The organism is Nocardia vulneris, from assembly GCF_001613425.1.
Taxonomy (GTDB): Bacteria; Actinomycetota; Actinomycetes; order Mycobacteriales; family Mycobacteriaceae; genus Nocardia; species Nocardia vulneris.
Map to the genome: position 1 here is coordinate 24,650 of NZ_BDCI01000004.1, position 19,265 is coordinate 43,914.

A 19,265-nucleotide genomic window follows, 5' to 3' on the forward strand; every position below is an offset into this window, starting at 1 on the left:
GACAATGCAGCGTACGCGTTTCGAGTCCATCGGCTCGTACACTCCGGCCACTGTCCGTTCCACCGAAGAACTGATCGCCGGCCTCGCGGTACCGCGGTCGTTGGATCTGGCGCGGATCACCGGAATCGAACAGCGGCGAGTCTACGATTCCCATCCGGACCGCTACGAATCGTCGTTCGAGCTGGCCTTGCGCGCCATCGACGACTGCCTGCGCCATTCCGATTACGCCGCAGGCGATCTGGACATCATCATCTCGGCGTCGATCACCCGCACCCGCGGGAAGGAAATCTTCTGCTACGCACCGGCGTTCGCGCTGATGCTCGGCAACGCCATCGGCGCGACCGAGGCCCGGCACTTCGACGTGTCCAATGCCTGTGCCGGGATGATGACCGGCGTGCTCGTGCTGGACCGGATGATCAAGGCCGGGGTGGTGCGCAACGGCATGGTGGTCAGCGGCGAGCAGATCACCCCGATCGCCGAAACCGCGATGCGCGAGATCAGCCAACCGTACGACCCGCAGTTCGCCGCGCTGACCGTCGGTGACGCGGCGGTCGCGGTGATCCTCGACGAGCAGGGCGACGACCACGACGAGATCCACTACGTCGAGCTGATGACCACCGCGGAGGGCGCCGAGCACTGCCTCGGCATGCCGAGCGACCGGTCGGCCGGTATCGCGCTCTACACCGACAACCGCGCCATGCAGAACGAGTCGCGCTACCGCCAGGGCATCGAGCGGATCGACACCTTCTTGCGGGAGAGCGGAAGATCCTGGGAGACCGAGAAATTCGACTACTGGATCCATCATCAGTTCAGCGCTCCGGCACTCGAATACCTGGGGCAGCTCACCGGGGAACACTTCGGCACGGCGATGCCACAGGCGCTGAATGTGTTGCAGGAGTATGGCAATACGGCGTCGACCTCGCACTTCCTGGTATTGCACGAGTATCTCGCGCGACAGCAGATACCGAAGGGTTCGAAGATCCTGATGATCCCCGCGGCCTCCGGAACCGTTTCCGGCTATCTCGCCGCGACCGTCTCGCGGCTGGAGGCCTGAGTCATGGCGACCACCATCGTCGCGGCGGCGACGAACACCGATCTGGACACCGGCAGCTATTTCGAGCTGGCGACCCGCGCGGCGATGTCCTGCCTGGAGCAGGCCGACGTCTCCGTCGACGAGGTCGGCATGCTGGTCAATACCGGAGTGTTCCGCGATGACAATATTTCCGAGCCCGCGGTCTCGGCGCTCATCCAGAAGCGGGTCGGCATCGGACTCGAATACGAGCCGGGCCGAGTCCCCGCCTTCTCCTTCGACCTCATGCACGGCTCCGCCGGTCTGCTGCACGCGGTCACGGCCGCCGAATGCTTCCTGTCCACCGGCGAAGTCGAGTACGCCCTGATCCTGGCCGGCGATACCCATCCGTCGCGGCAGCGGTATGTCGCCGGATTCCCGTACACCACCGGGGCGGCCGCGGTTCTGCTCGAAAGCACCCCTTTCGCAGCGGGATTCGGCCGTTTGTACACCAGCCGGACCGACGGCGACGCCCGCCCCAGTGCTTGGGTCGCGCTCGGCGAGGCGGGCGCGAACGGCCGCTCGGCCATGCGCGTGCGGCCCGGCGACGAAGATCCGCTCACGCTGGCGGCGACCGCGGTACGCGCCTGCATGGCCGAGGAGGGCATCGACAGCGACGACTTCGCCACGGGCCGTGCCCTGCTGCTCACACCCGCGCCCGCGCTGGGGTTCCGGGCACGCCTGGCCGAAATCCTCGGGCTCACACCGGAATCACTGGTCGGCGTGCCCACCGAGGTCGGTGACCCTTACTCCGCGGCTCCGGTACACGCCTACCTGAACGCGCAGGAGTCGGGTGTGCTCGCCGCCGCGGAGACGGTGCTTTTCCTGGCCGCCGACGACGCCTCGGCGGCGTGTCTGCCCTACCGGCAGCCGGTACCGGCCTTCGTCGGCCGCGCTGCCGTCACGGAAACCGAAAGGCCTTGACGTCCGGGAGCTTCCACGATTTTCCATGCATTACCGGCATTGCGGCGGCCTTGTCGCCGCAATGCCGGGACAGGTCAGGGAAGGCGGCTTAGGCTGTTTGCACCGGCTGGATCAACGGGGCATCCGGACATGCCCCTGCTGCGACGACGCATCGATGGTGCCCTTCCACAGTCGGGCACACTCATCGATGAAGGGACTAGGGCATGCAACGGCCGATCTCGGTACAGAACACCCAGTGGTCGACCATCGCGGAATCCAGTATCGGCCAGGCCATGGCGGTGCTCGGCGGGTGCAGCACCGTCGGCCTGATCGCGGAGCTGCTCGCCGTGGACGAGACGGCGGTCCGCACCGTGGTGCGCAGGCTGGCCGCGCGGTCCTCGGCCCGGGTGGTGATCGACGATCTGGACGCCGTGGAGCGGCGCCCCCGCGAAATCCCCGCGCCCGCCCATCCGGAACTACGCTGTCGGGCGGCGGAACTGTTGCACAGCAAGGGCTTCCCGGCGGCGACGGTGGCCGACCAGCTGGTCGAGGCCGGTGTCGCCGACTATCCGTGGGCGGCCCGGGTGCTGCTCGCCGCCGCCGACGAGGCCCTGGCCAACGATCAGATCGACCGAGCGGCCGACCGGTTGGAACTGGCCTATCGCGCTACCCGGGAGCCGAGCGCCCGCGGCGCGCTCGCGGTCCGGCTGGTCTGCGTCGACTGGCGCGGCAGCCCTTCGAGCCGGACCCGGAATTTCAGCCGGATGCGAGCGGCGCTGCGCGGCGGCCGGGTGCCCGCCGCACAGTTGCCCGCCGCCGTCATGTTCCTGCTCTGGCACGGCCAGACCCAGCGCGCGGATCAAGCGCTGGGACAGCTGAGTTCGTGCCCGCGCGACGAACCCGCGCCGCAGGCCGAGTTCCTGCGCGCCTGGCTGCGCTTCACCCACCCGCCCTACGTGCCGCGGCACCAGGGTCTGTTCACCGACGGACGCCTGCCCGCCGACGACCGATTACCCGAACCCGCACCCGGTGCCGTCGAGCCACGAAGACCGACGCAGCCGGACCAGCGGCCACCGCACCTGCTCGGCGCCGAGCTGCTCACCCGGCTGTGCACCACCCATCCGCTCGACGACACCACCACACTGGCCCAGCGCCTGCTCACCTGTCATCGACTCGCCTCCACCACCGTGGAAACCCTTGCCGCGGCCGTACATTGCCTGATCTACACCGATCGGCTCGATACCGCCGCCGCGTGGTGCGATTCACTGCTCGCCGAGGCCGAGGCGCGCAAAGCCCCTACCTGGCAGGCGATCTTCGCCGGACTGCGCGCGGAAACCATGCTGCGCAAAGGCAATCCGCGTGCCGCGGCCAACGAGGCCGCGCTCGCGCTGAATCATGTTCCGGCCGAACATCTCGGTGTGTGGGTCGGGATCCCGATCGCGGTGCGGGTGCGCGCCTTGACGTCCGCGGGCCGATTGGCCGAAGCCGAGGCACAGTTGCGCAGGCCGGTGCCGCGCGCGCTGTTCGAGTCCCGCTTCGGACTGCTGTACCTGCACGCGCACGGCCACTTCCAGCTCGCCACCGGCCAGCCGCGCGAAGCGTTGCGCACCTTCCGGCGCTGCGGTGAGCTGATGCGCCGCTGGCGGATGGACTTCCCGTGGTTGGTGCCGTGGCGCAACGACATCGCCGTCGCGCATCTGGCGCTCGGCGAAGGTCGACATGCCCGCGCCTTCGCCACCCGCCACCTCGACCTGCTCGGCGGTGCGCCGGCCCACCGCACCGGCGGCGTCTCGCTGCGTCTGCTCGCCGCGACGGCCGACCGCTATCAGCGGGTCCGGTTGCTGCGCGAGGCGACCGCGATCGCGCGGTCCGCCGGCTGCGATCTCGAACTCGCCACGGTCCTCGGCGATCTCGGCGCCGCGCACCGGGCCGTCGGCGATCACGAGAAGGCGCGCATGCTCGTTCGCGAGGCGGTGCGCCTCGCCGAAGCCTGCGGCGCCGACCCGCTGCTGCGCGAGCTGCTCGGCGAACGCCAGCCCGCGCCCACGGTCTCCCCGCTCACCGCGACACCCACCGGCGTGGCCGCCCTCAGTCCCGCCGAACGCCGCGTCGCCGAACTCGCCGCACACGGCAAACGCAACCGCGAGATCGCCGCCGCCCTGGCCATCACCACCAGCACCGTCGAACAACACCTCACCCGCGTCTACCGCAAACTGGAGATCACCCGCCGCACCGAACTCACCTTCACTCTGAACGCTCCGAACACGGTATCGGCGCCCGCCTGACGAGGCCCGGCCCAGCGCAAGCGCGGTTCAGTGCTGCCGGGCATCGAGCCAGGCGGGCACGTGCTCTGCGCTGCGTGGAAACATGTGCAATTCCTGCTGGAACGCGCGTGCGTCGGGTCGATGGTCCCAGTCCGGCTCGTGGTCCCAGTCGTATTCCGCGTTGTACTTCCCGTTCACCACGAGGTGGAACCGGACGGAGGTCCACGTGCCCTGCCACGGCGTGTACATGTCGCGGCGCAGCTCGCTGAAGAAGGTCACCGACTGCGGGGCCTCCCACTCGATCGACTGACCGAGCACGGTGAGAACCTGCGCCCGCGTCTCTACGTACTCGCCGACCGACCGGAAGTCGATGAACAGCTGCTGCCAGTCGCTCGGCAACCGGTGCAGCAGATGATCACGGTAACTGTCGAGCACCATCGCGACGAGCTGCATATTCAGCGGTATGAGCTCGGTGATGTCGGTGTCGGTATTCTTGTACCGCCCTTGCCATTTCGGCAGCCGATCCAGCAGCCATTCCGGCGTGTACTCGAGTTCGCGCGGAAACCGCTCGAGTTCTTCGATATACGTCGCCGCATCGACGGCTGACGGCCAGTCCGGCTCGTAATCGGTGTTGTACGAACGGAAGAACGAGCCGGACGAGTCGATGAGGAACCTTGCCGACAACCATGCGCCGCGTTCGGGATCGCGCTCGTAGTGTGCAACCTTGATGGCGTCCAGCAGCGGCGCCAGCTCGGTCGGCGCCGCAAGCGCGGTCGCCCCACCGTTGTCCGGCAGCACCGTCAGCGACAGATCGTGGATTTGCCCGCTCGAACGCGCGATCAGATCTATCCGGCGCCAGCCTGTTTCGCCGACCAGGTCGACCAGTCGGTTGCCGAGCTGCTGGGTGAGATCTTCGAGATCACGTCGCGCGTCCCCGGCAGGTGCCGCTCCGCCCGTCGATCGAGTGAGATGGGCCAGCCAGCCGCGCACCTGGTCGGTGAGGTCGTGCTCGACGCCGTAGACACGTTCGGAGTCCGCCAGCACACGCGTATAGGTGGCGATGGCATCGTCCATCCGTCCGGCGTCCTCGTACACGCGTGCCAGGCTGTTACGCATGGCTACCGGATCGGAATGGTCCGGGCCGACGATCCGGCTGTATTCCTCGATCGCCTTGGTGTGCAACGCGATCGACTCGTCGAAACGTCCGTTCGCGGCGTAGGCGCGAGCCAGCGTGTAGCGAACCAGGATCGTCTGCGCCTGCGCAGCACCGAACACGCGCTCGTACTCGGTCAGCGCTGTCTCGTACGCGGTGACCGCCTCCTCGATTCGCCCGGCCGAGGCGTATGAGCGCGCGATGCTCACATGCGTTCCGAGAGTGTCGGGGTGGTCCGCCCCCAGCTCTCGACGGCGCATCTGCAGGTTGGTCTCGCGCAACTCGATAGCGCGGCCGAAGCGATCGGCGGACTCGTACGCGTCGGCGAGAAAGTCGCGGTAGCCGACCGGATTGTCATGAGCCGGACCGAAGAACTGTTCACGCGCGGTGAGCACAGCAGCGTCCAAGGGAATGGCGTCATCGACCCGACCCACTTCCCGATAGCAGTTCGCGAGGCAGGTTCGGGTCGTGATGGTGAGGGTGTCCCCGGCGTCGAGCACCCGTTCGCGAGCGGCGAGCGTCGCCTCGAAATGCGTAATGGCACTGTCGATGTCACCGATGGAGTGATAGGTCTGGGCCAGTTCGTGCCGGATCGTCAGGGTTTCCGGATTGTCGGCGCCCTGCGTCTGCTCAGCCCCCGCCAGCAACACCTCGTACAGCATCGCGGTGGTGCGATCAGCCGCCGGATTGCTCAGCGCGGTGTCGACGAATTGCTGTGCCGCATAGAGAAACTCGGTATCAGAGTCGGCCTGTTGGGCGGCGAAGGCAGCGGTCAGCGTCGCGCGTGCCGTGGCCGAATCCGGTTCGGCTGCAATGTCTCGCAGATCGACTCCGGGGTAACGCCGGCCGATGAGGTCCCGCAGTTGACCGTATGCGTCGAGCACCGCCGTGGTAGTGGTGCCTGGTTGTCCGGCAGCCCCGGCTGCCACGGCGGTCGTAATGATGTCGATGGGATGCACGTTTCGGGTTCGAACCTTTCCAGCGATAGCGGTCGGACGCCGCCTCGCTTGCCGATGGCGCGGAACAGATCTCGAAATCGTGCGCGTCGCGGCCAGCGGCCTCCCCTGCGCGCCGACTCTAGGTGCGCAAGGGATCGTCCGCAAGACGGCAGCAACCGCAGGGCAGTTTCCTGAGATCACCCACCGCACCGACCTCATCTTCCCCGCAACCCCAACACCAGTGCTGCTCGATAACAGACTGACGCCTGATCAGGCGGTCACCGGCACGTTGGTCAGCACCGCCCCGAGCCGTTCGGCGAAGGCGTCCGCGCCGGCGAAGCCGACGAGGTCGATGGTGAGTTGGTCGCGGAAACTGGTGATGATGCAGGAGCGCGGCGGCGACGGCAGGGCGACCGCTGGTCCGGACAGTGTCGTCTCCAGGTGCACACCTGGCTCGAAGTCCTCGATGACGACTCCCGCAGGCGTTGCCAGGGCGGGGATCTTGCCCCAGTTCGTCGAGAGCACCGAACCCGGATACGCCTGGATGAGGGGCACCATCACGTCGAGCTGCTCCGGCGGGGCCAGCATGGATCGCTGGATCCGGCCTGCGGCGAGGTCGCGCGCGAGCTGATCGTTCACCGCGCAGGCGAGCGTCACGAGGTCTGCCGGGGCGTCCTGCCGGGGGATGAACAGCGCCGAGCCGAGGACGTTGGTGCCGTCCGTGTACCCCACCGAGGGAGTGATCCGAGTACGCAGATTCACCAGGTAGGTGTAGAGCACATCGCTGAGGCCGATCCCGAGGGTGTCGGCCGTGGCGATCAGCAACGCCGCCGAGACCAGCCCGTTGATCGTGGTCTTGGCCCGGTGCCCCAGTGCGACAAGAACTTTCGTCTGCTCAACGGTCAGCCGGACCCGCGGACCGCGTACCGTCGGCACCGAAACGTCTGCCGGATCGGCCGTGCGTCCCGGACATAGCGGCACGTCCGGTATCTCGTCGGGGTCGAAGCCGAAACCTCGTTCGGCCAGCAGCTGTTCCGGCGATCGCGGGTAGGGGTGGCTGGCCGGCGGTGCGTGGCGTCCCTCTTTCACCGCAGTGTAGAAGCTCCACAGATCGGAAAGCAGCTGCATCGAGTGATGGCCGTCGGCGACCGAGTGGTGGGTCAGCAGATTGACCTGTGCCGTATCGACGTCGGTCTCGACCACCTGGACAGCGGCGACCCGGCCCGCGAGAACGAGTGCGGACTCCACACTGTCGCTGTCCCGCCAATCGACCACAGGCGGCAGACCGTGAGCCGCCTCGAAATACGGCTGCCCGGCCGTCGCGTCTTGGGCGATCCGGCAGGACAGGATCGGATACTCGTGCTGTAAGAGCTCGAAGGCTTCCAACAGCGACCACGGGTCGAGCGGTCCGCGGACCCGGCTGACATAGCCCGTGTAGAGACCCATTCTGGCGAATCGTTCTTCGGTGGGATCGAGCTGACGGACCTGTATGCCCGATGCGGAATGCCTATTCATGCCTTCTCCTGGCTCTTGTCGCCCGCAACGCGCGGGCGGTTCAGACCTGTGAACTGGCAAAACAATCCATCTATTCGACCCAGAATACTCGTTTGGCAGAATCTGCCAAGAGGGCATTTTATGTCATCTAGGTAAGCTCTGTCACATGCTTTACCATCGAGTGATGCAGAGCACCGTCGATGGCGACCCCGAAGACGGCCCGCCAGACCTGCGGGCCCGCCGCCGAGCCCAGACGCAAGCCGAAATACATTCCGCCATACTGGAACTGGCCATCGAACACGGCTACGACCGGGTGACCGTGGATGACATCGCGGCCCGCGCGGGGGTGTCGCCGCGGACGTTCTTCCGCTATTTCCCGACCAAGGACAGCGCGATCGCGCACGACCGGTGGGGTTTCGGTCGCGCGATTCGGCGGATGGCCACGACCGTGTCCGGCCGCACGTTGCGCCTGGCCGATATCGAGAGCGTCTACCTCGGCCTCATCCGAGATCTCATAGACGACCAGCAAGCCACCGACGCTCTCGCGCGCACCCACCGCGTGACCGCCGACTCTGCACAGCTGGCCGCGGCGACCTTCGCGGCGTTCGACACGGAAAACAAGGCTGCCCTCGAATTACTGGCCGGACAGGCCGATTTCGCCACCCGCTCCCGCGTCCGCCTACTCCTTCTCGTGGCGCAAGGAATCATGACCGCGGCACTGGCCGAATGGACCGACCGCCACGAAGCAGACAAGGCCACGCACGCCAGCGCGACCGACCTGCTCGACATCTTCACCCGTCTTGCGGCCGAACTCCGCACCCCCGACGCACTCTCGTAGCCGCACCGACCGGGATCGCCGGCTACGAACCCGCCCCGCCGACCAACGTCGACTCCGCGGACAGGTCGGGCACTGAGGTCACCGGTTCACAGGTCCGGCGGCGCTTCGGCGAGCGAGAGGCTGTTGCCGTCAGGATCCAGCACTTCGACATGGCGCACCCCGTTGCTGTAGGTCTCGACCGGTCCGTAGGCGATGCCGTGTTCGGCAAAACGAGCCAGGAAGACATCGAGGTCCGCAACGCCCAGTGTGATCATCGATCCGCCCACCCGGGCGGCCCGAACCTCGCGATCATCGATGACGATCCACGCGTTCGCACCGGCTTGCCACAGGCATTCCTCGCCGATGACCTCATCGGCCGGACGCCCGAAGAACACCTCGTACCAGCTCCGCGCCCGGGTCCGATCACGCACACACATGACGCTGTACAGGTCCATTTCCACCACTCCCGTCGTCCGCTACGAAAGATCGGACGACCCCTGCGGCAGAAAATCATCGGAGAGCGAGGACCGTTCGCACCTACCGCGCACCGGACAGCGACGGTGGCATCGAACAGGTCGCCGTACCCGGCACAAGTCTCTGACCTGTGAAGACAGAGTTGAAAACTGGTCGGGGTGACAGGATTTGAACCTGCGACCCTCCGCTCCCAAAGCGGATGCGCTACCAAGCTGCGCTACACCCCGTGTCCCTCGCGGCGGGTGATCGGCCGCCGCCGAGGCTGAATCCTGTGTGGAGCGGGTGACGGGAATCGAACCCGCACCATCAGCTTGGAAGGCTGAGGCTTCGCCGTCATCCACCCAGATGAACTATGCGTTCTCCCTGGTCAAAGCTCCCGATCCGTTGGTACAGATCTGTACAGATCTGTACCATTGGCTACAGTAATTGGCTACAGTAGGCATCCGCAAATCGGAGGGCGCTTCGTGCCCGACCGCGTCTGGATGTCATGCAGCCCAGGATAGTTCCTCGAGGGCCGATCCATGACATCTCCCGCCCGGAAGAATTCCTTCCGCACACCCGGCAAGAAACGCAAGCGCCAGTACGGCGAGGGCTCTTTGTTCCAGCGCGCCGACGGCATGTGGGTCGGCACGGTATCGCTGCCCCCGCGCCCGGACGGCAAACGCAACCGGTCGATGCCGGTGTACTCGCGCGACAAGAACGAGTGCATGAAGAAGCTCGACAAGCTCAAGGAAGACACCCGCAACGGCATCGCCCAGATACCCGCACAGAAGATCCGCGTCGACGACCGGATCCGGCGCTGGGCCGAGAAGAAGAAGACCCGCGGCTGGAGCCCCAACCACTACAAGAACGTCCTGTCCACGATCAACCAGCAGATCACACCATCGATCGGCGGCGCCGACTTCAAAGCCCTCGGCACCGGTCACATCGACTACATGCTGAGCTGGATGGACGACCAGACCAAACCGGTCGAGGTCACCCACCCCGACGGCACCGTCACCACCGAGCAGATCCCGCGGTGGAAGTCCCGCACCAAGCAGATCGCCTACGACCGTGTTCGGGACTGGCTCGACGACGAACTCAAGGAGCGCCCCCGGTTGATCCGAGAGAACGTCGCCGCCCTCGTCGACCGGCCGATCGCGATCAGCGAGGAACGCGGCACGCACACACCGGCGCAAGCGCAGCGGGTGCTCGAGACCGCCCTGGGATGGGGCGACCCGCTGGTGACGTTGTGGGTGACGCGGTATCTCACCGCGAAACGCCAGGGCGAGTTGCTCGGGTTGACCGAGGACCGGATCGACTTCGAGAACCTGACCATCGATATCGCCTGGCAGCTCCAGCAGCTGCCGCTGAAACCGGGCATGAAGAACAGCGACAGCCCGGACCGGTTCGACGCGCCGGACACCTACGAGGTGAAGCCGCTGTACAAGAACCTCGCCCTGGTGCGACCCAAGACCCGCAAGTCCCACATCGTGTCCATCCCGGTCGAGCTGGCGATCATGCTGATGATCTACCTGGAGAACCGCATCCCGAACCAGTTCGGGCTGGTGTGGGTGACCGAGCAGTTCCGGCCGATCCGCCGCGAGTACGAAAACGAGGCATGGGCCGATGCCCAAGCCCGCGCCGAGGTCCAGCACATTCAAGGCCACGGCACGAGGCACACCGCGAACACGTTGATCCCGGTCGATGAGGCCCACCGCATGAAGTTCCTCGGCCAGTCCACCGCCGCGGCGAACCGGCTGTACCTGCACGAGGATCTGGAGAAGCTGCGGGCCGGCCAGAACGTGCTGGCGGGGATGCTGCTGCCGGAGAAACTGGTTCCGCCCGCGCAGCGAAGGCGGTAGCCTGTCGAACATGAGTTCGATAGACGATGATTGGACTCCTCGCTGGCGGCTCGGTGACGGCCGGACCGACGTCAACCCAGCCCGCCTCTACGAGGTTGCCGGCCGATGGCAATGCCCCGCCCCGATCGAGTGCCGGTGCGGGCTCGAGCTGCGCGGCGCGCCGGTCACCGTCGCGCACCAAGCCTGCCTGGCCACCGGTGGGCATCGCACCTACTACTGCCGCACCTGCGGGCACATCACCTACTACCCGCCCGAGACCGAGCAGTGCGTCCACAACCCGTTCGATGGCCGCCCATGACGCACGAGCAGAAACGGTTACTCCTCGCCGTCGTCGGCGTACTCAACTCCTCGAGCGCGGTCACCGCCGAGGACGTCCACCGGCGGCTGCCCGAGACGATCCTCGACACCGTCGAAGACGTCGGGCACGTCCTCGCGATCCTCCGCAACGAGAAGGTCCGGTTCCGGCGCGGGAAGTACCCGGCGAACGTCCTCACCCGCGTACTGGGCATCCTCGACGGCAGCATCGACGAGGACAGCGACGACGCCGAAGACTACGTCGACCCGCGGTATTGATGGAACCGCCGCGGCCGCGGCCGCGTCTAACCCTGCATGACCAAACCACGCCCGACCTTGAAGCCTGCTCCGAAGTCCGAACCAGACCTGGGCGTTGACCGCGGCGAGCGGCGGAACGCTGCCGAAGTCGCCGCGTACCTGAACCGCACACGCCCCCGCCGCCGCAAGCCGGAGTCGGACGCAGTCAGCTAAGGACGTCCGGCGGGATCTCGACTCGGCGGCTCGGGTGCGGCGCTGTGCCGTGCCCGAGTGCGCTCGGCGGCAGCGGCTCAGCGGAAGGATCGAGCTGGACGCCACCGAACGGAAGCTGGCGACCGACCTGCTGCCACATACCGTCATCACGCAGCAGCCACAGCTCGTCATCGGCGTCCGCGTAGAGCCCGGGCTCGGTGGGGAGGGCCATCAGTCCAGGATCCCGCACGAGTTCGCGAGCGAGCGCAGCGTGTCCGAGCGGTACCGCTGCCGGTCTGCGACAGCCCGGACTGCCGCCTTGGCGGCGGGCGAGGAGCGCCAGTGCTGAGGAGCGATCGCCCGCGATTCCAACAACGCCTCCTCGGCGGCATCAAGATCTCCCGCCGCGAGGTGAGCACGAGCTGAGTCGAGCCAGAAGTACGAGGTGCGCTCCTTTGCCATTCCCTCGGGGATATGCGTGCCATTGGCGATCTCCAGGGCCTGACCCACATCGCCGAGATCGTTGTGCGCGGCGAGCCGGTAGAGCGCAACGTTGGTCTCCCCGACGACAGTCTCGTACACGACACCTTCCGGGAAGCGTTGCGCCAGCGCTTCCGCCTCGGCAAGGTGGTCGCGTGAGGTGTCGGCGTCACCCATCGTCGCGGAGATGGTTCCCGCGCGCATATGCAGAACGCTGTAGACCGCCGCGGCGGTCGGGTCCGAACCGACCAGGTCTTCGATGTCGGACATCGCACGGATGAGCAGGCGCATAGCCTGCTTCCCTGCGCCGATCCTGGTGAGTGTCGCCGCCTTCAGGTCCTGCACGATGGCAAGCCGGAGCGGGTCGCCAGACAGTGTTGCCGCCCAAACCATCCGCTCGGTCGCGGTCATGCTCAGGTCGTTGTACCCCATCTTGTGGGCCAGGCTGTTCGCTGCCCGGTAGGCATCGGTGAGTAGCGCGTAGGCGGGCTCGCCCTCGACTTGGCCAGCAATCAACAGTCGGTCGACCAGGCCGGGCAGCACCTCGCCGATCTTCTTGTAGTTGGTGGCCCGACGCCATTGGCCCACCTTCGCGACGAGCGGCCGCAGCTGATCGACCGGCTCGGGCTCCAGGTCGTCATCCATCAAGTCGGTCGCGGCCAAAGTGCGCCGCAGAATCGGAACAATATCCAAGGTCTCCAATTGCTCCAGATCGTCTGCTACGTCGAACTTCGCCGCATCGATCTGAAGGGCGAGCGCGAGCTTGCCGAGGATGAACCTGCTCGGCGAGGCATGACCGCTGGTGGATTGCTTGATCATGCTCAGGCTTACGCCTGACTTCTGTGCCAGCTGTTCGTAGGTGAGGCCACGCAGCTTGGCGTACCGCTTGATGCGCGCGCCGACGGAATCGTTCTCAATCACGCCATCTACGGTAGCACCGAAATTTTGAACTTTTTTTGAACTTCGCCCGTCTATCAGGACTTTAACGTCAAGTTAGCACTCGGTGTCGGGTCACGGCCCCGACCGGCGAAGCAGGACCCCCGAAGCCCCAGAGCCGATCAGGGGTGAGGGAACTCCCCGACACCGGGTGCACTCCAACCACACACACGCATCCGAGGGGTATCGCCCAATGCCCGCACCATACGTCGCAGCGCTCGTGCTCGCGGCATGCCTCGGCCTCATGGCCGTCATCTGTTATGTCCTCGCAATCAAGGACTGGCACCTCTTCCGCGCGGAGGATGAGCGGTGAACGCCGCGACCATCGCGTCCCGCCAACGCTGGGATCTCCAGCATCGCTTCTGCGGCGACGAATCCGCGCCGGCCAGCCTGGACGAAGCCCGCTACGTCATGACCACCCACGCCGCGCACGGCCCCGCCTGCCTGCAGTACCTCGCCGCCGAGGCATACAGCGGCGGATGCCGGGGGCTGGCATGAACATCACCGAGATCGATCCCCACGGATGGCGAAACTGGTCCGAACAGTTCTCTGTCGACCTCACCCGGTTCCGTGTCAGTGACGCGCCCGAGATGCGCGACCTCAATGCCTACACGCTCAAAGGGCTCGAAAGTGCTGAACATGTTGCCGGACGGCTCTTCCCGCCGGATATCGACTGGCACCCCAACGGAGTCATCACCCCAGTTGCCGACCGATGGAATCGATCCGTCGGTCACACATTCATGCTGCTTCTCCGCTGCGGCGAATGGGTCAACGCGCCACGCGATATATCAGGACCACGCAACCAATTCGGCGTGCTGCCCTGCGTGCTCCTGCCTGACGGTCGTCATATCCCCCCGATGCTGACGCAGGTCCTCGAAGCGCTCGCGCGCGGCGACACATTCCTGGTGGGCGCCGTCATCCGCGAACGGTTTGCCCTCGATGAGTGGGCGAAACGCGAACGAGCGAACACTGGGCGCCGATCCCCTGGAGGAACGCGTGCCTGATCACGACGGCCCCGAAGTGACCATCGGCTACACCGCAAGCCAGGGCATAACCGCCCGCGGCGGGGCGCTCTGGTTCTGGGCAGGGTTCCTCACAGCCTGCCTGGCAGCGGCCACCGTATCCGCGGGCGTGCTGATCCTGAACGTCTACAACGGCGGCCCCGTCGTGGCGATGAGCATCGCCACCGCTGCAGCTGCCGGGTTGGCCGTCCTGGCGCGGGCCATGCAGCGCCGCGCCATCCGCCGAGCCTCGTGAACGACGAAGAAGCCCCACCTCCCGAAGGAGGTGGGGCTCGTCGTGAGGCGATGGTGCGGTTGATCCTGGAAGAACTGTTCGACGCGGGCGCGGCCAGCGTCTCAACCGCCGACCCGGCAAAGGCGCGGCGAATCGCGCTGCACCACGCCAGCGAACAGGTCTGGGCGACAATGCCGAAAGAAGCGTGGCGGTGACCCGCCTGCTCGCCGCCGCGGCCGCGCTCGCTCGCGAGTACGCCGAGCACTGGGTCGGCGCCGAGCATGTCGCACGACTCGTCACCCACCACCGGATATTGTGTGCCGGTGGCGTTTCAAGTGGGGGACCGAGTACAGATCAAGGCCAGTCCCGTGTCGGTGTTCGAGATCGTCGAGACCGACGTGGACGGCAACCCGGAACGCGTCCTGATCCAAGCCGAAGCATCCGCGCCGGGCCGCTACCCGTTCGTCTACAACACCGCCGACCTGATCGCGGCCGAGTAACACCACGCGGGAATTTCCAGCGGGGGCGATGTCGTGGGTCTATGGTTGCGGCCAACAACGCCCGAGGGGACCCGATGAAAACCGCCATCGCAATTGTGGCAATCGCTGTCGGCATGGCTGGCGCCGTCGCCGGATGTGGCAGCGACGAGCCCTCGGCGAGCACCACCAGCACGCCGGTCGTCGTACCGAACAGCGAAGAAGGGCCGGGCACCCGGGACAAGAAGTTCTTGGACGCCCTCACCCCGTATTGGCGGGCAAGCGGCGACACGACGAAGCTGGTCCAGGCGGCGAGTATCGCGTGCAACCAGATGGCGTCCGGCCAGAAACTGGAGGCCTTGGCTCAGCTATCCGGGGGCACGATCATCGACGGGAGTGTCCAGGGTGACCCCGTCAAGATCGCGCAGGCTGGTGATTTCCTCTACGCGTCCGCGGTGGGATTCTGCCCGGGCCAGTTGACCGGACTCGCAGCACCGACCACTGCACCGGCGCCGACCGCAAGGGGGCGATGCCAGCCAGCACCAGATGGTGTCGTCTCCACGATCAACGGTGCGTTCAAGAACTCTGCGTACCGGCTGGCGGACGTGTCCGCGATCCAGGTTGGTGAACTGCTCTGGGTCGGCGGGAACATCATGAACGGAGCCACGAAGGTCTCGAGCGCTGATGTGTGGATCTCGAAGGGGCCGGTAACCTACGCGATCTCCGGCGATGCTCGACGGCAGACCACACTGCCTGACGGCCGCGACGTCCTGAACGTCAGCGCCGGAGACGACGACGGGATCGCCGTACAGGGCTGCGTCACCGGTCGTTAGATCGCAGTGACCTCCGGCCAGTCCACCGCGGGCAACGTCAGCAGCGGATCCGGTACGCCGCGGACGTAGGTGTCGAGGAATGCTCGTGTCCATCGGGGGTGCATTTCCATCGCCCGCGCGGCGCCGATGGTGCCGAGCAGTGTGGCGGGCTTCTTGGTGAGCAGGCCGACGTCGGTGAACGCGTAGTGCCGGGCGCCGGCGACCTGGTAGCGGTGCAGGGGTCCGTGGTTGGTGGCGGCGTAGGTGGACCAGCCGGCCATTTCGGCGCCGGTGGTGAATCCGTCGCTGGCGTTGACCGGTCCGGACAGCAGCATGACCGGTTGCGGGATGCCGTTGTTCTGGGCGAGGTTCGTGGTGCCTGCGTATCCGACGGGGCCGTCCAACAGAGCAACGGCCTTGATGCGGACAGGTTCTTGATAGGCAGCTTCCATGCCGGTGGTGCCGCCGTAGCTGTGGCCGACGACCGCGACCTTGTCGACGTCGGCCTGCGCTCCGATCCCGTTCGGCAGGGCGGAGATCTGGCCAAGCAGGCAGCGGACGTCCGCGACCCGGGCGGCTAGGGTCTTGGCCCACTGGTTCCCGACGTAGCCAGCGTTCTGGTTGATCACGCCGTTGGACCATTCCGTGCACACCGATTCGTAGGTGCACGACGTGGTCAGCACCAGGTAGCCGTGCGAGGCCAGTTCCTGGGCGAGGATCGAGGAGCAGTTGCCGGGGACACCGAACCCAGGCGAGAAGATCACCACGGGCAGTAGGCCGAGGTCGGTGCGCACGTCCCCGTTCAGCACCGCTCGGGTGTCGCGCTGGTTGACGTTCGGGTACATCGTCTGGCTTTGCGGGGTGAACCAGCCAGGCACCTCGATGCCGTTGGTGATTTGGCTGGCCATCGTGTTGTCGTAGGCGTTGACCGCCGACAGGTACCTCGCGACGGGACCGGTCGTGGAGGTCGGATACCAGGCGGTGACGGAGATCTTGCGCGGCGCGACGTTGGTGAAGTTGTCCTTGCGCGGGTCGCTGATGAACAGCCTGCGGTTGCCGACCGGGTTCGGTCCGGTCATTGCAGGCAGAAGTGTCACGGCCACAGCGGGCTCCTTTGTGCAGAAGGGGAAACGGATCACCGGATGGCGACGGTCAGCGCGAGCCACGCGCCGGAGGCCGAGGTGAAGGTGGGCGGATCCATGGAGGTGCCGGCGGCGATCGTCCATGCGTCGCCGTGCCCGATGTGCGTGGAGCCCGCGGAGGAGTTGCAGCGGACGTTGACGAAGTTGCCCCACGACGCGGGCGGCACGGTCGGGTACGTCGAGTTCTGGCTGCCCACGCCGATCGCGCCCCACAACCAGTTCCTCGACCCCGCAGCGGGGGTCAGAGACGGCGGGTTCATGTTCGTGCCCGAGCCAGTCGTCGACCCGACCTCGATGTCGGCGATGGTGCCGGACCAGTTCTTGATCACGCGGACGGTCCACGCCCGGTGCAGGCTGGTGGTGTTGGTGATCGTCAATGCCGCGGCGGTGCCCTGGATTCCAGCGAACAACGCGAACGTCGACACTGTCGAGTTGGCGTATTGGCCGATCTTCGTCCACCCGCTCGAGCTGGTACCGATCGTCGTTTGCGATCCATCGGCTTGGAATTCGACCAGCAGCAGGTCACCGGTCGCGGCGGTAGGCATGGTGATGTTGGTGCTGGTGCCGTTGGAGTCGGCGAAGTCGGTGAGATACGCGGCGAGCCTGGGGAAGGTCGTGATCTGCGGGCGGATCACGTGCGCCGCAGCGACCTTACCCGCCGAGGTCGCGCTCGGAGTGGCCGTGTACGTCGTGGTCGTGGTGGCGGTTGGTTGGACGTCGTAGGCCGCGGAGTGCTGGAAGTTCGAGGTTTGCGCAGACACCCATTCGCGGGAGTCGAGGATTTCGGCGTCGGCGTTGGTCCATGTGGTGGTGAGGGCTGTATCGGTGGCGTTGGACGAGGTGCTGAACAGCAATACCTCGGTGTTGTCCAGCCCGGTAGCGACCGCGGGGGCGGCGATACCGGTGGTGTTGTTGGTGAGCAGGTAGCCGTTGCTGTAATCGCCGATCGGCATCCCGTTGTCCACGGTCGCGCCGACGTAGGCGACGATCGTGGTGATGATCGCGCGGATGCTCGTCGTCGGCGACGGGGTGATCGTCACCGAGGTCTCCGAACCGCGGATCGTCCAGAAGTAGGCCATGTAGACGCCATTGCTGGCGCTGTCGTCGCGCTGCTGGATGAAGTTCCATTGCGCACCGCCGGTCAGCCCGTCCGGCGTGACCGCCACCGCGGCCGCGGCCGACTTGCTGATGTGGACCTGCATGACCAGCAGATCGCCGCTGGCGCTACCGGACGGGTAGTTCGAGGTGAAGCTCGTCGGCGCCGAAGGCGAGGCGTCGAAGATCGCTCCATTGGAGGCAACCCTGGTCGGCGCGGCAGGCGCGGCATTCACCACCGCGGTGCCGGACCCGGAAGCGGCGATGGCGGTCTGCGCGACCGAGGTGACCGTGGCGGTGCCCGAGCCGGACGCGGCGATCGCGGTCGCCGCCGACGCGGTCACAGCGGATGTGCCGGTGCCGCTGGCGCTGATCGCGGTCGCCGCTCCTGCCGTGACAATCGCCGTGCCCGACCCCGAGGCGGCGATCGTGGTCTGTGCGACCGGTACCACTGCCGCCGTGCCCGACCCCGAGGCCTGCATGTCGGTGAGTAGCCCGCCGACCGTGGCGGTGCCCGAGCCGGACGCCTGAATGTCGACTACCGCCTGCGGGGTGACCGCCGCGGTCCCGGAGCCTGTCGCAGCGATGGTCGTGGTGGTAGTCGTCGGCACCGTCGCCGTTCCCGAGCCGGTTGCCTGTGCGGTGCAGTGCGCGGCCGCGGTCACTGCCGCCGTGCCGGAACCTGAGGCGGCGATAGAGGTGGTGAAGAGTTCGAACGCTGTGACAGTCGACGTGCCGGACCCGGAAGCGGCGATGGCGGTCTGCGCGACCGAGGTGACTGTGGACGTCCCGGCGCCGGAGGCTGCGATGGTTGTGCGCGCGCTCGTAATGACCGTTGCCGTGCCGGTCCCGCTGGCGTCGATGAACGCCGGCAGCGGATAGAACGGCACCCACTCTCCGCCACTGACGAACGTCTGCCCCGTCGGCGCGGTCGACAGCAGCGTCGCCGGGACTGGAGCCTTCGAGGTCAGCGCCTGAGCGGCGGGAGCGCTCGACAACACCATCGCGCGCGTTTAGGTCTGGGTGTAGGTGATCGGGGCGACGATCTGGGATTGCGCGCCGGGCGACTGGCTCGCGGACAGGGCGCCGCCATCGAGGTAGGTGCCGCCCGAGGACGCGGTCCACAGGCCCCAGTGGGTGTAGGTGCCCGCGGCGACGTCGAAGGTGACCGAGGTGCCGGTGACGGCGCCGCCGCTGGAGGTGCCCCAGGTGGTTTGCTTGCGCGCGTACGCGGGGCTGCCGCCTGTCGCTTCGTTCGCGCCGGTCGAGCCAGGGCTGCTGGTGTGCAGCGACAGCCACGTGCCAGCGCCCTTGTAGGCGTCACACATCGTGTTCTTCAGGCCGGTGGTGGCGATGGCCATCGTTGTGTCCCTTCAGGATTCGCAGGC

The 19,265-nt window shown here is 66.7% G+C and carries 23 protein-coding genes and 1 tRNA gene; 15 read left to right on the forward strand and 9 right to left on the reverse strand.

Annotated elements, in window-relative coordinates:
- Window positions 1-4: 4 nt before the first annotated feature.
- The 3 genes from NVU01S_RS05985 to NVU01S_RS05995 all read left to right on the forward strand — a co-directional run bounded on the left by NVU01S_RS05985 (window position 5) and on the right by NVU01S_RS05995 (window position 4,257).
- Complete coding sequence (locus NVU01S_RS05985) at window positions 5-1,054, forward strand: 3-oxoacyl-ACP synthase III family protein (protein ID WP_043673513.1); 1,050 nt, start codon at window positions 5-7, stop codon at window positions 1,052-1,054.
- A gap of 3 nt (window positions 1,055-1,057) precedes the next feature.
- Window positions 1,058-1,993, forward strand: a complete 936-nt coding sequence (locus NVU01S_RS05990; RefSeq protein WP_052280786.1) for a hypothetical protein — start codon at window positions 1,058-1,060, stop codon at window positions 1,991-1,993.
- A 203-nt stretch (window positions 1,994-2,196) separates the two neighbouring features.
- Window positions 2,197-4,257 (forward strand): helix-turn-helix transcriptional regulator, encoded by a 2,061-nt coding sequence (locus tag NVU01S_RS05995; RefSeq protein ID WP_043673516.1) that lies wholly within the window; start codon window positions 2,197-2,199, stop codon window positions 4,255-4,257.
- Between the two features lie 27 nt (window positions 4,258-4,284).
- Here the strand turns inward: NVU01S_RS05995 and NVU01S_RS06000 are convergent, their stop codons facing one another.
- Together NVU01S_RS06000 and NVU01S_RS06005 are read right to left on the reverse strand one after the other, a co-directional pair.
- On the reverse strand, window positions 4,285-6,546 hold the full coding sequence (locus NVU01S_RS06000) for a tetratricopeptide repeat protein (RefSeq protein ID WP_082032125.1): 2,262 nt from the start codon (window positions 6,544-6,546) through the stop codon (window positions 4,285-4,287).
- Window positions 6,547-6,597: 51 nt separating this feature from the next.
- A complete protein-coding gene (locus tag NVU01S_RS06005) occupies window positions 6,598-7,842 on the reverse strand; it encodes a phthiocerol/phthiodiolone dimycocerosyl transferase family protein (RefSeq protein WP_167829404.1) in 1,245 nt (414 codons plus the stop codon).
- A gap of 163 nt (window positions 7,843-8,005) precedes the next feature.
- Between NVU01S_RS06005 and NVU01S_RS06010 the strand changes: the two genes are divergently transcribed.
- On the forward strand, window positions 8,006-8,659 hold the full coding sequence (locus tag NVU01S_RS06010) for a TetR/AcrR family transcriptional regulator (RefSeq protein WP_052280788.1): 654 nt from the start codon (window positions 8,006-8,008) through the stop codon (window positions 8,657-8,659).
- 86 nt (window positions 8,660-8,745) lie between these two features.
- On the opposite strand, the gene NVU01S_RS06015 is transcribed toward NVU01S_RS06010, so the two are convergent.
- Complete coding sequence (locus NVU01S_RS06015) at window positions 8,746-9,075, reverse strand: VOC family protein (RefSeq protein WP_244467327.1); 330 nt, start codon at window positions 9,073-9,075, stop codon at window positions 8,746-8,748.
- 187 nt (window positions 9,076-9,262) lie between these two features.
- A tRNA-Pro gene (locus NVU01S_RS06020) sits at window positions 9,263-9,339 on the reverse strand.
- Window positions 9,340-9,633: 294 nt separating this feature from the next.
- Between NVU01S_RS06020 and NVU01S_RS06030 the strand changes: the two genes are divergently transcribed.
- Genes NVU01S_RS06030 through NVU01S_RS06040 form a run of 3 tightly spaced genes read left to right on the forward strand, consistent with a single transcriptional unit; the run spans window position 9,634 to window position 11,529 of the window.
- A complete protein-coding gene (locus tag NVU01S_RS06030; RefSeq protein ID WP_043673523.1) occupies window positions 9,634-10,956 on the forward strand; it encodes a site-specific integrase in 1,323 nt (440 codons plus the stop codon).
- Between the two features lie 10 nt (window positions 10,957-10,966).
- A complete protein-coding gene (locus NVU01S_RS06035) occupies window positions 10,967-11,254 on the forward strand; it encodes a hypothetical protein (protein ID WP_043673525.1) in 288 nt (95 codons plus the stop codon).
- Complete coding sequence (locus NVU01S_RS06040) at window positions 11,251-11,529, forward strand: hypothetical protein (protein WP_043673527.1); 279 nt, start codon at window positions 11,251-11,253, stop codon at window positions 11,527-11,529. Before NVU01S_RS06035 ends, NVU01S_RS06040 begins: the two co-directional genes overlap by 4 nt.
- A 184-nt stretch (window positions 11,530-11,713) precedes the next feature.
- Here NVU01S_RS06040 and NVU01S_RS06045 read toward each other — a convergent pair whose 3' ends face one another.
- Both NVU01S_RS06045 and NVU01S_RS06050 read right to left on the reverse strand, forming a co-directional pair.
- Window positions 11,714-11,932: a hypothetical protein gene (locus NVU01S_RS06045; protein ID WP_043673529.1), complete on the reverse strand. Its 219-nt coding sequence runs from the start codon at window positions 11,930-11,932 to the stop codon at window positions 11,714-11,716.
- A complete protein-coding gene (locus NVU01S_RS06050) occupies window positions 11,932-13,101 on the reverse strand; it encodes a helix-turn-helix domain-containing protein (protein ID WP_043673532.1) in 1,170 nt (389 codons plus the stop codon). Before NVU01S_RS06050 ends, NVU01S_RS06045 begins: the two co-directional genes overlap by 1 nt.
- 324 nt (window positions 13,102-13,425) lie before the next feature.
- On the opposite strand from NVU01S_RS06050, the gene NVU01S_RS06055 reads away from it, so the two are divergent.
- The 6 genes from NVU01S_RS06055 to NVU01S_RS06070 all read left to right on the forward strand — a co-directional run bounded on the left by NVU01S_RS06055 (window position 13,426) and on the right by NVU01S_RS06070 (window position 15,661).
- A complete protein-coding gene (locus NVU01S_RS06055; protein ID WP_043673534.1) occupies window positions 13,426-13,614 on the forward strand; it encodes a hypothetical protein in 189 nt (62 codons plus the stop codon).
- The gene (locus NVU01S_RS06060) at window positions 13,611-14,120 is read left to right on the forward strand and encodes a hypothetical protein (RefSeq protein ID WP_043673537.1); all 510 of its coding nucleotides are present in this window, start codon (window positions 13,611-13,613) and stop codon (window positions 14,118-14,120) included. Before NVU01S_RS06055 ends, NVU01S_RS06060 begins: the two co-directional genes overlap by 4 nt.
- The gene (locus NVU01S_RS06065) at window positions 14,113-14,373 is read left to right on the forward strand and encodes a hypothetical protein (protein ID WP_043673540.1); all 261 of its coding nucleotides are present in this window, start codon (window positions 14,113-14,115) and stop codon (window positions 14,371-14,373) included. Before NVU01S_RS06060 ends, NVU01S_RS06065 begins: the two co-directional genes overlap by 8 nt.
- Before the next feature lie 50 nt (window positions 14,374-14,423).
- On the forward strand, window positions 14,424-14,567 hold the full coding sequence (locus NVU01S_RS43200) for a hypothetical protein (protein WP_156161652.1): 144 nt from the start codon (window positions 14,424-14,426) through the stop codon (window positions 14,565-14,567).
- Window positions 14,568-14,675: 108 nt separating this feature from the next.
- Window positions 14,676-14,852 carry a hypothetical protein gene (locus tag NVU01S_RS43205; protein WP_156161653.1) on the forward strand — a complete coding sequence of 59 codons (177 nt, stop codon included), beginning with the start codon at window positions 14,676-14,678 and terminating at the stop codon, window positions 14,850-14,852.
- 74 nt (window positions 14,853-14,926) lie between these two features.
- Window positions 14,927-15,661, forward strand: coding sequence for a DUF732 domain-containing protein (locus tag NVU01S_RS06070; RefSeq protein WP_156161654.1), 735 nt, complete (start codon window positions 14,927-14,929; stop codon window positions 15,659-15,661).
- On the opposite strand, the gene NVU01S_RS06075 is transcribed toward NVU01S_RS06070, so the two are convergent.
- Together NVU01S_RS06075 and NVU01S_RS06080 are read right to left on the reverse strand one after the other, a co-directional pair.
- Entirely contained in the window at window positions 15,658-16,743 is a 1,086-nt protein-coding gene (locus tag NVU01S_RS06075) for an alpha/beta hydrolase family protein (protein WP_167829405.1), read from the reverse strand. The two genes, NVU01S_RS06070 and NVU01S_RS06075, sit on opposite strands and share 4 nt — an antisense overlap.
- Before the next feature lie 32 nt (window positions 16,744-16,775).
- Window positions 16,776-17,984 (reverse strand): hypothetical protein, encoded by a 1,209-nt coding sequence (locus NVU01S_RS06080; protein ID WP_043673545.1) that lies wholly within the window; start codon window positions 17,982-17,984, stop codon window positions 16,776-16,778.
- A gap of 43 nt (window positions 17,985-18,027) precedes the next feature.
- Here NVU01S_RS06080 and NVU01S_RS06085 point away from each other — a divergent pair, with 43 nt between their 5' ends.
- Together NVU01S_RS06085 and NVU01S_RS06090 are read left to right on the forward strand one after the other, a co-directional pair.
- Window positions 18,028-18,408: a hypothetical protein gene (locus NVU01S_RS06085; RefSeq protein ID WP_043673548.1), complete on the forward strand. Its 381-nt coding sequence runs from the start codon at window positions 18,028-18,030 to the stop codon at window positions 18,406-18,408.
- Window positions 18,409-18,429: 21 nt separating this feature from the next.
- Window positions 18,430-18,759, forward strand: coding sequence for a hypothetical protein (locus NVU01S_RS06090; protein ID WP_043673550.1), 330 nt, complete (start codon window positions 18,430-18,432; stop codon window positions 18,757-18,759).
- Window positions 18,760-18,890: 131 nt separating this feature from the next.
- On the opposite strand, the gene NVU01S_RS06095 is transcribed toward NVU01S_RS06090, so the two are convergent.
- A complete protein-coding gene (locus NVU01S_RS06095; RefSeq protein ID WP_052280790.1) occupies window positions 18,891-19,238 on the reverse strand; it encodes a phage tail fiber protein in 348 nt (115 codons plus the stop codon).
- Window positions 19,239-19,265: the final 27 nt, after the last annotated feature.

What these genes read in the sequence shown, in the direction of transcription:
- NVU01S_RS06005 (WP_167829404.1), bottom strand. Translation starts at nt 7,842, where the DNA reads ATGAATAGGCATTCCGCATCGGGCATACAGGTCCGTCAGCTCGATCCC.
- NVU01S_RS06000 (WP_082032125.1), bottom strand. Translation starts at nt 6,546, where the DNA reads ATGAGGTCGGTGCGGTGGGTGATCTCAGGAAACTGCCCTGCGGTTGCT.
- NVU01S_RS06045 (WP_043673529.1), bottom strand. Translation starts at nt 11,932, where the DNA reads ATGGCCCTCCCCACCGAGCCCGGGCTCTACGCGGACGCCGATGACGAG.
- NVU01S_RS06030 (WP_043673523.1), top strand. Translation starts at nt 9,634, where the DNA reads ATGACATCTCCCGCCCGGAAGAATTCCTTCCGCACACCCGGCAAGAAA.
- NVU01S_RS06080 (WP_043673545.1), bottom strand. Translation starts at nt 17,984, where the DNA reads ATGCAGGTCCACATCAGCAAGTCGGCCGCGGCCGCGGTGGCGGTCACG.
- NVU01S_RS06040 (WP_043673527.1), top strand. Translation starts at nt 11,251, where the DNA reads ATGACGCACGAGCAGAAACGGTTACTCCTCGCCGTCGTCGGCGTACTC.
- NVU01S_RS05995 (WP_043673516.1), top strand. Translation starts at nt 2,197, where the DNA reads ATGCAACGGCCGATCTCGGTACAGAACACCCAGTGGTCGACCATCGCG.
- NVU01S_RS06015 (WP_244467327.1), bottom strand. Translation starts at nt 9,075, where the DNA reads ATGTGTGTGCGTGATCGGACCCGGGCGCGGAGCTGGTACGAGGTGTTC.
- NVU01S_RS06035 (WP_043673525.1), top strand. Translation starts at nt 10,967, where the DNA reads ATGAGTTCGATAGACGATGATTGGACTCCTCGCTGGCGGCTCGGTGAC.
- NVU01S_RS05990 (WP_052280786.1), top strand. Translation starts at nt 1,058, where the DNA reads ATGGCGACCACCATCGTCGCGGCGGCGACGAACACCGATCTGGACACC.
- NVU01S_RS06070 (WP_156161654.1), top strand. Translation starts at nt 14,927, where the DNA reads ATGAAAACCGCCATCGCAATTGTGGCAATCGCTGTCGGCATGGCTGGC.
- NVU01S_RS06060 (WP_043673537.1), top strand. Translation starts at nt 13,611, where the DNA reads ATGAACATCACCGAGATCGATCCCCACGGATGGCGAAACTGGTCCGAA.
- NVU01S_RS06095 (WP_052280790.1), bottom strand. Translation starts at nt 19,238, where the DNA reads ATGGCCATCGCCACCACCGGCCTGAAGAACACGATGTGTGACGCCTAC.
- NVU01S_RS05985 (WP_043673513.1), top strand. Translation starts at nt 5, where the DNA reads ATGCAGCGTACGCGTTTCGAGTCCATCGGCTCGTACACTCCGGCCACT.
- NVU01S_RS06010 (WP_052280788.1), top strand. Translation starts at nt 8,006, where the DNA reads ATGCAGAGCACCGTCGATGGCGACCCCGAAGACGGCCCGCCAGACCTG.
- NVU01S_RS43200 (WP_156161652.1), top strand. Translation starts at nt 14,424, where the DNA reads ATGGTGCGGTTGATCCTGGAAGAACTGTTCGACGCGGGCGCGGCCAGC.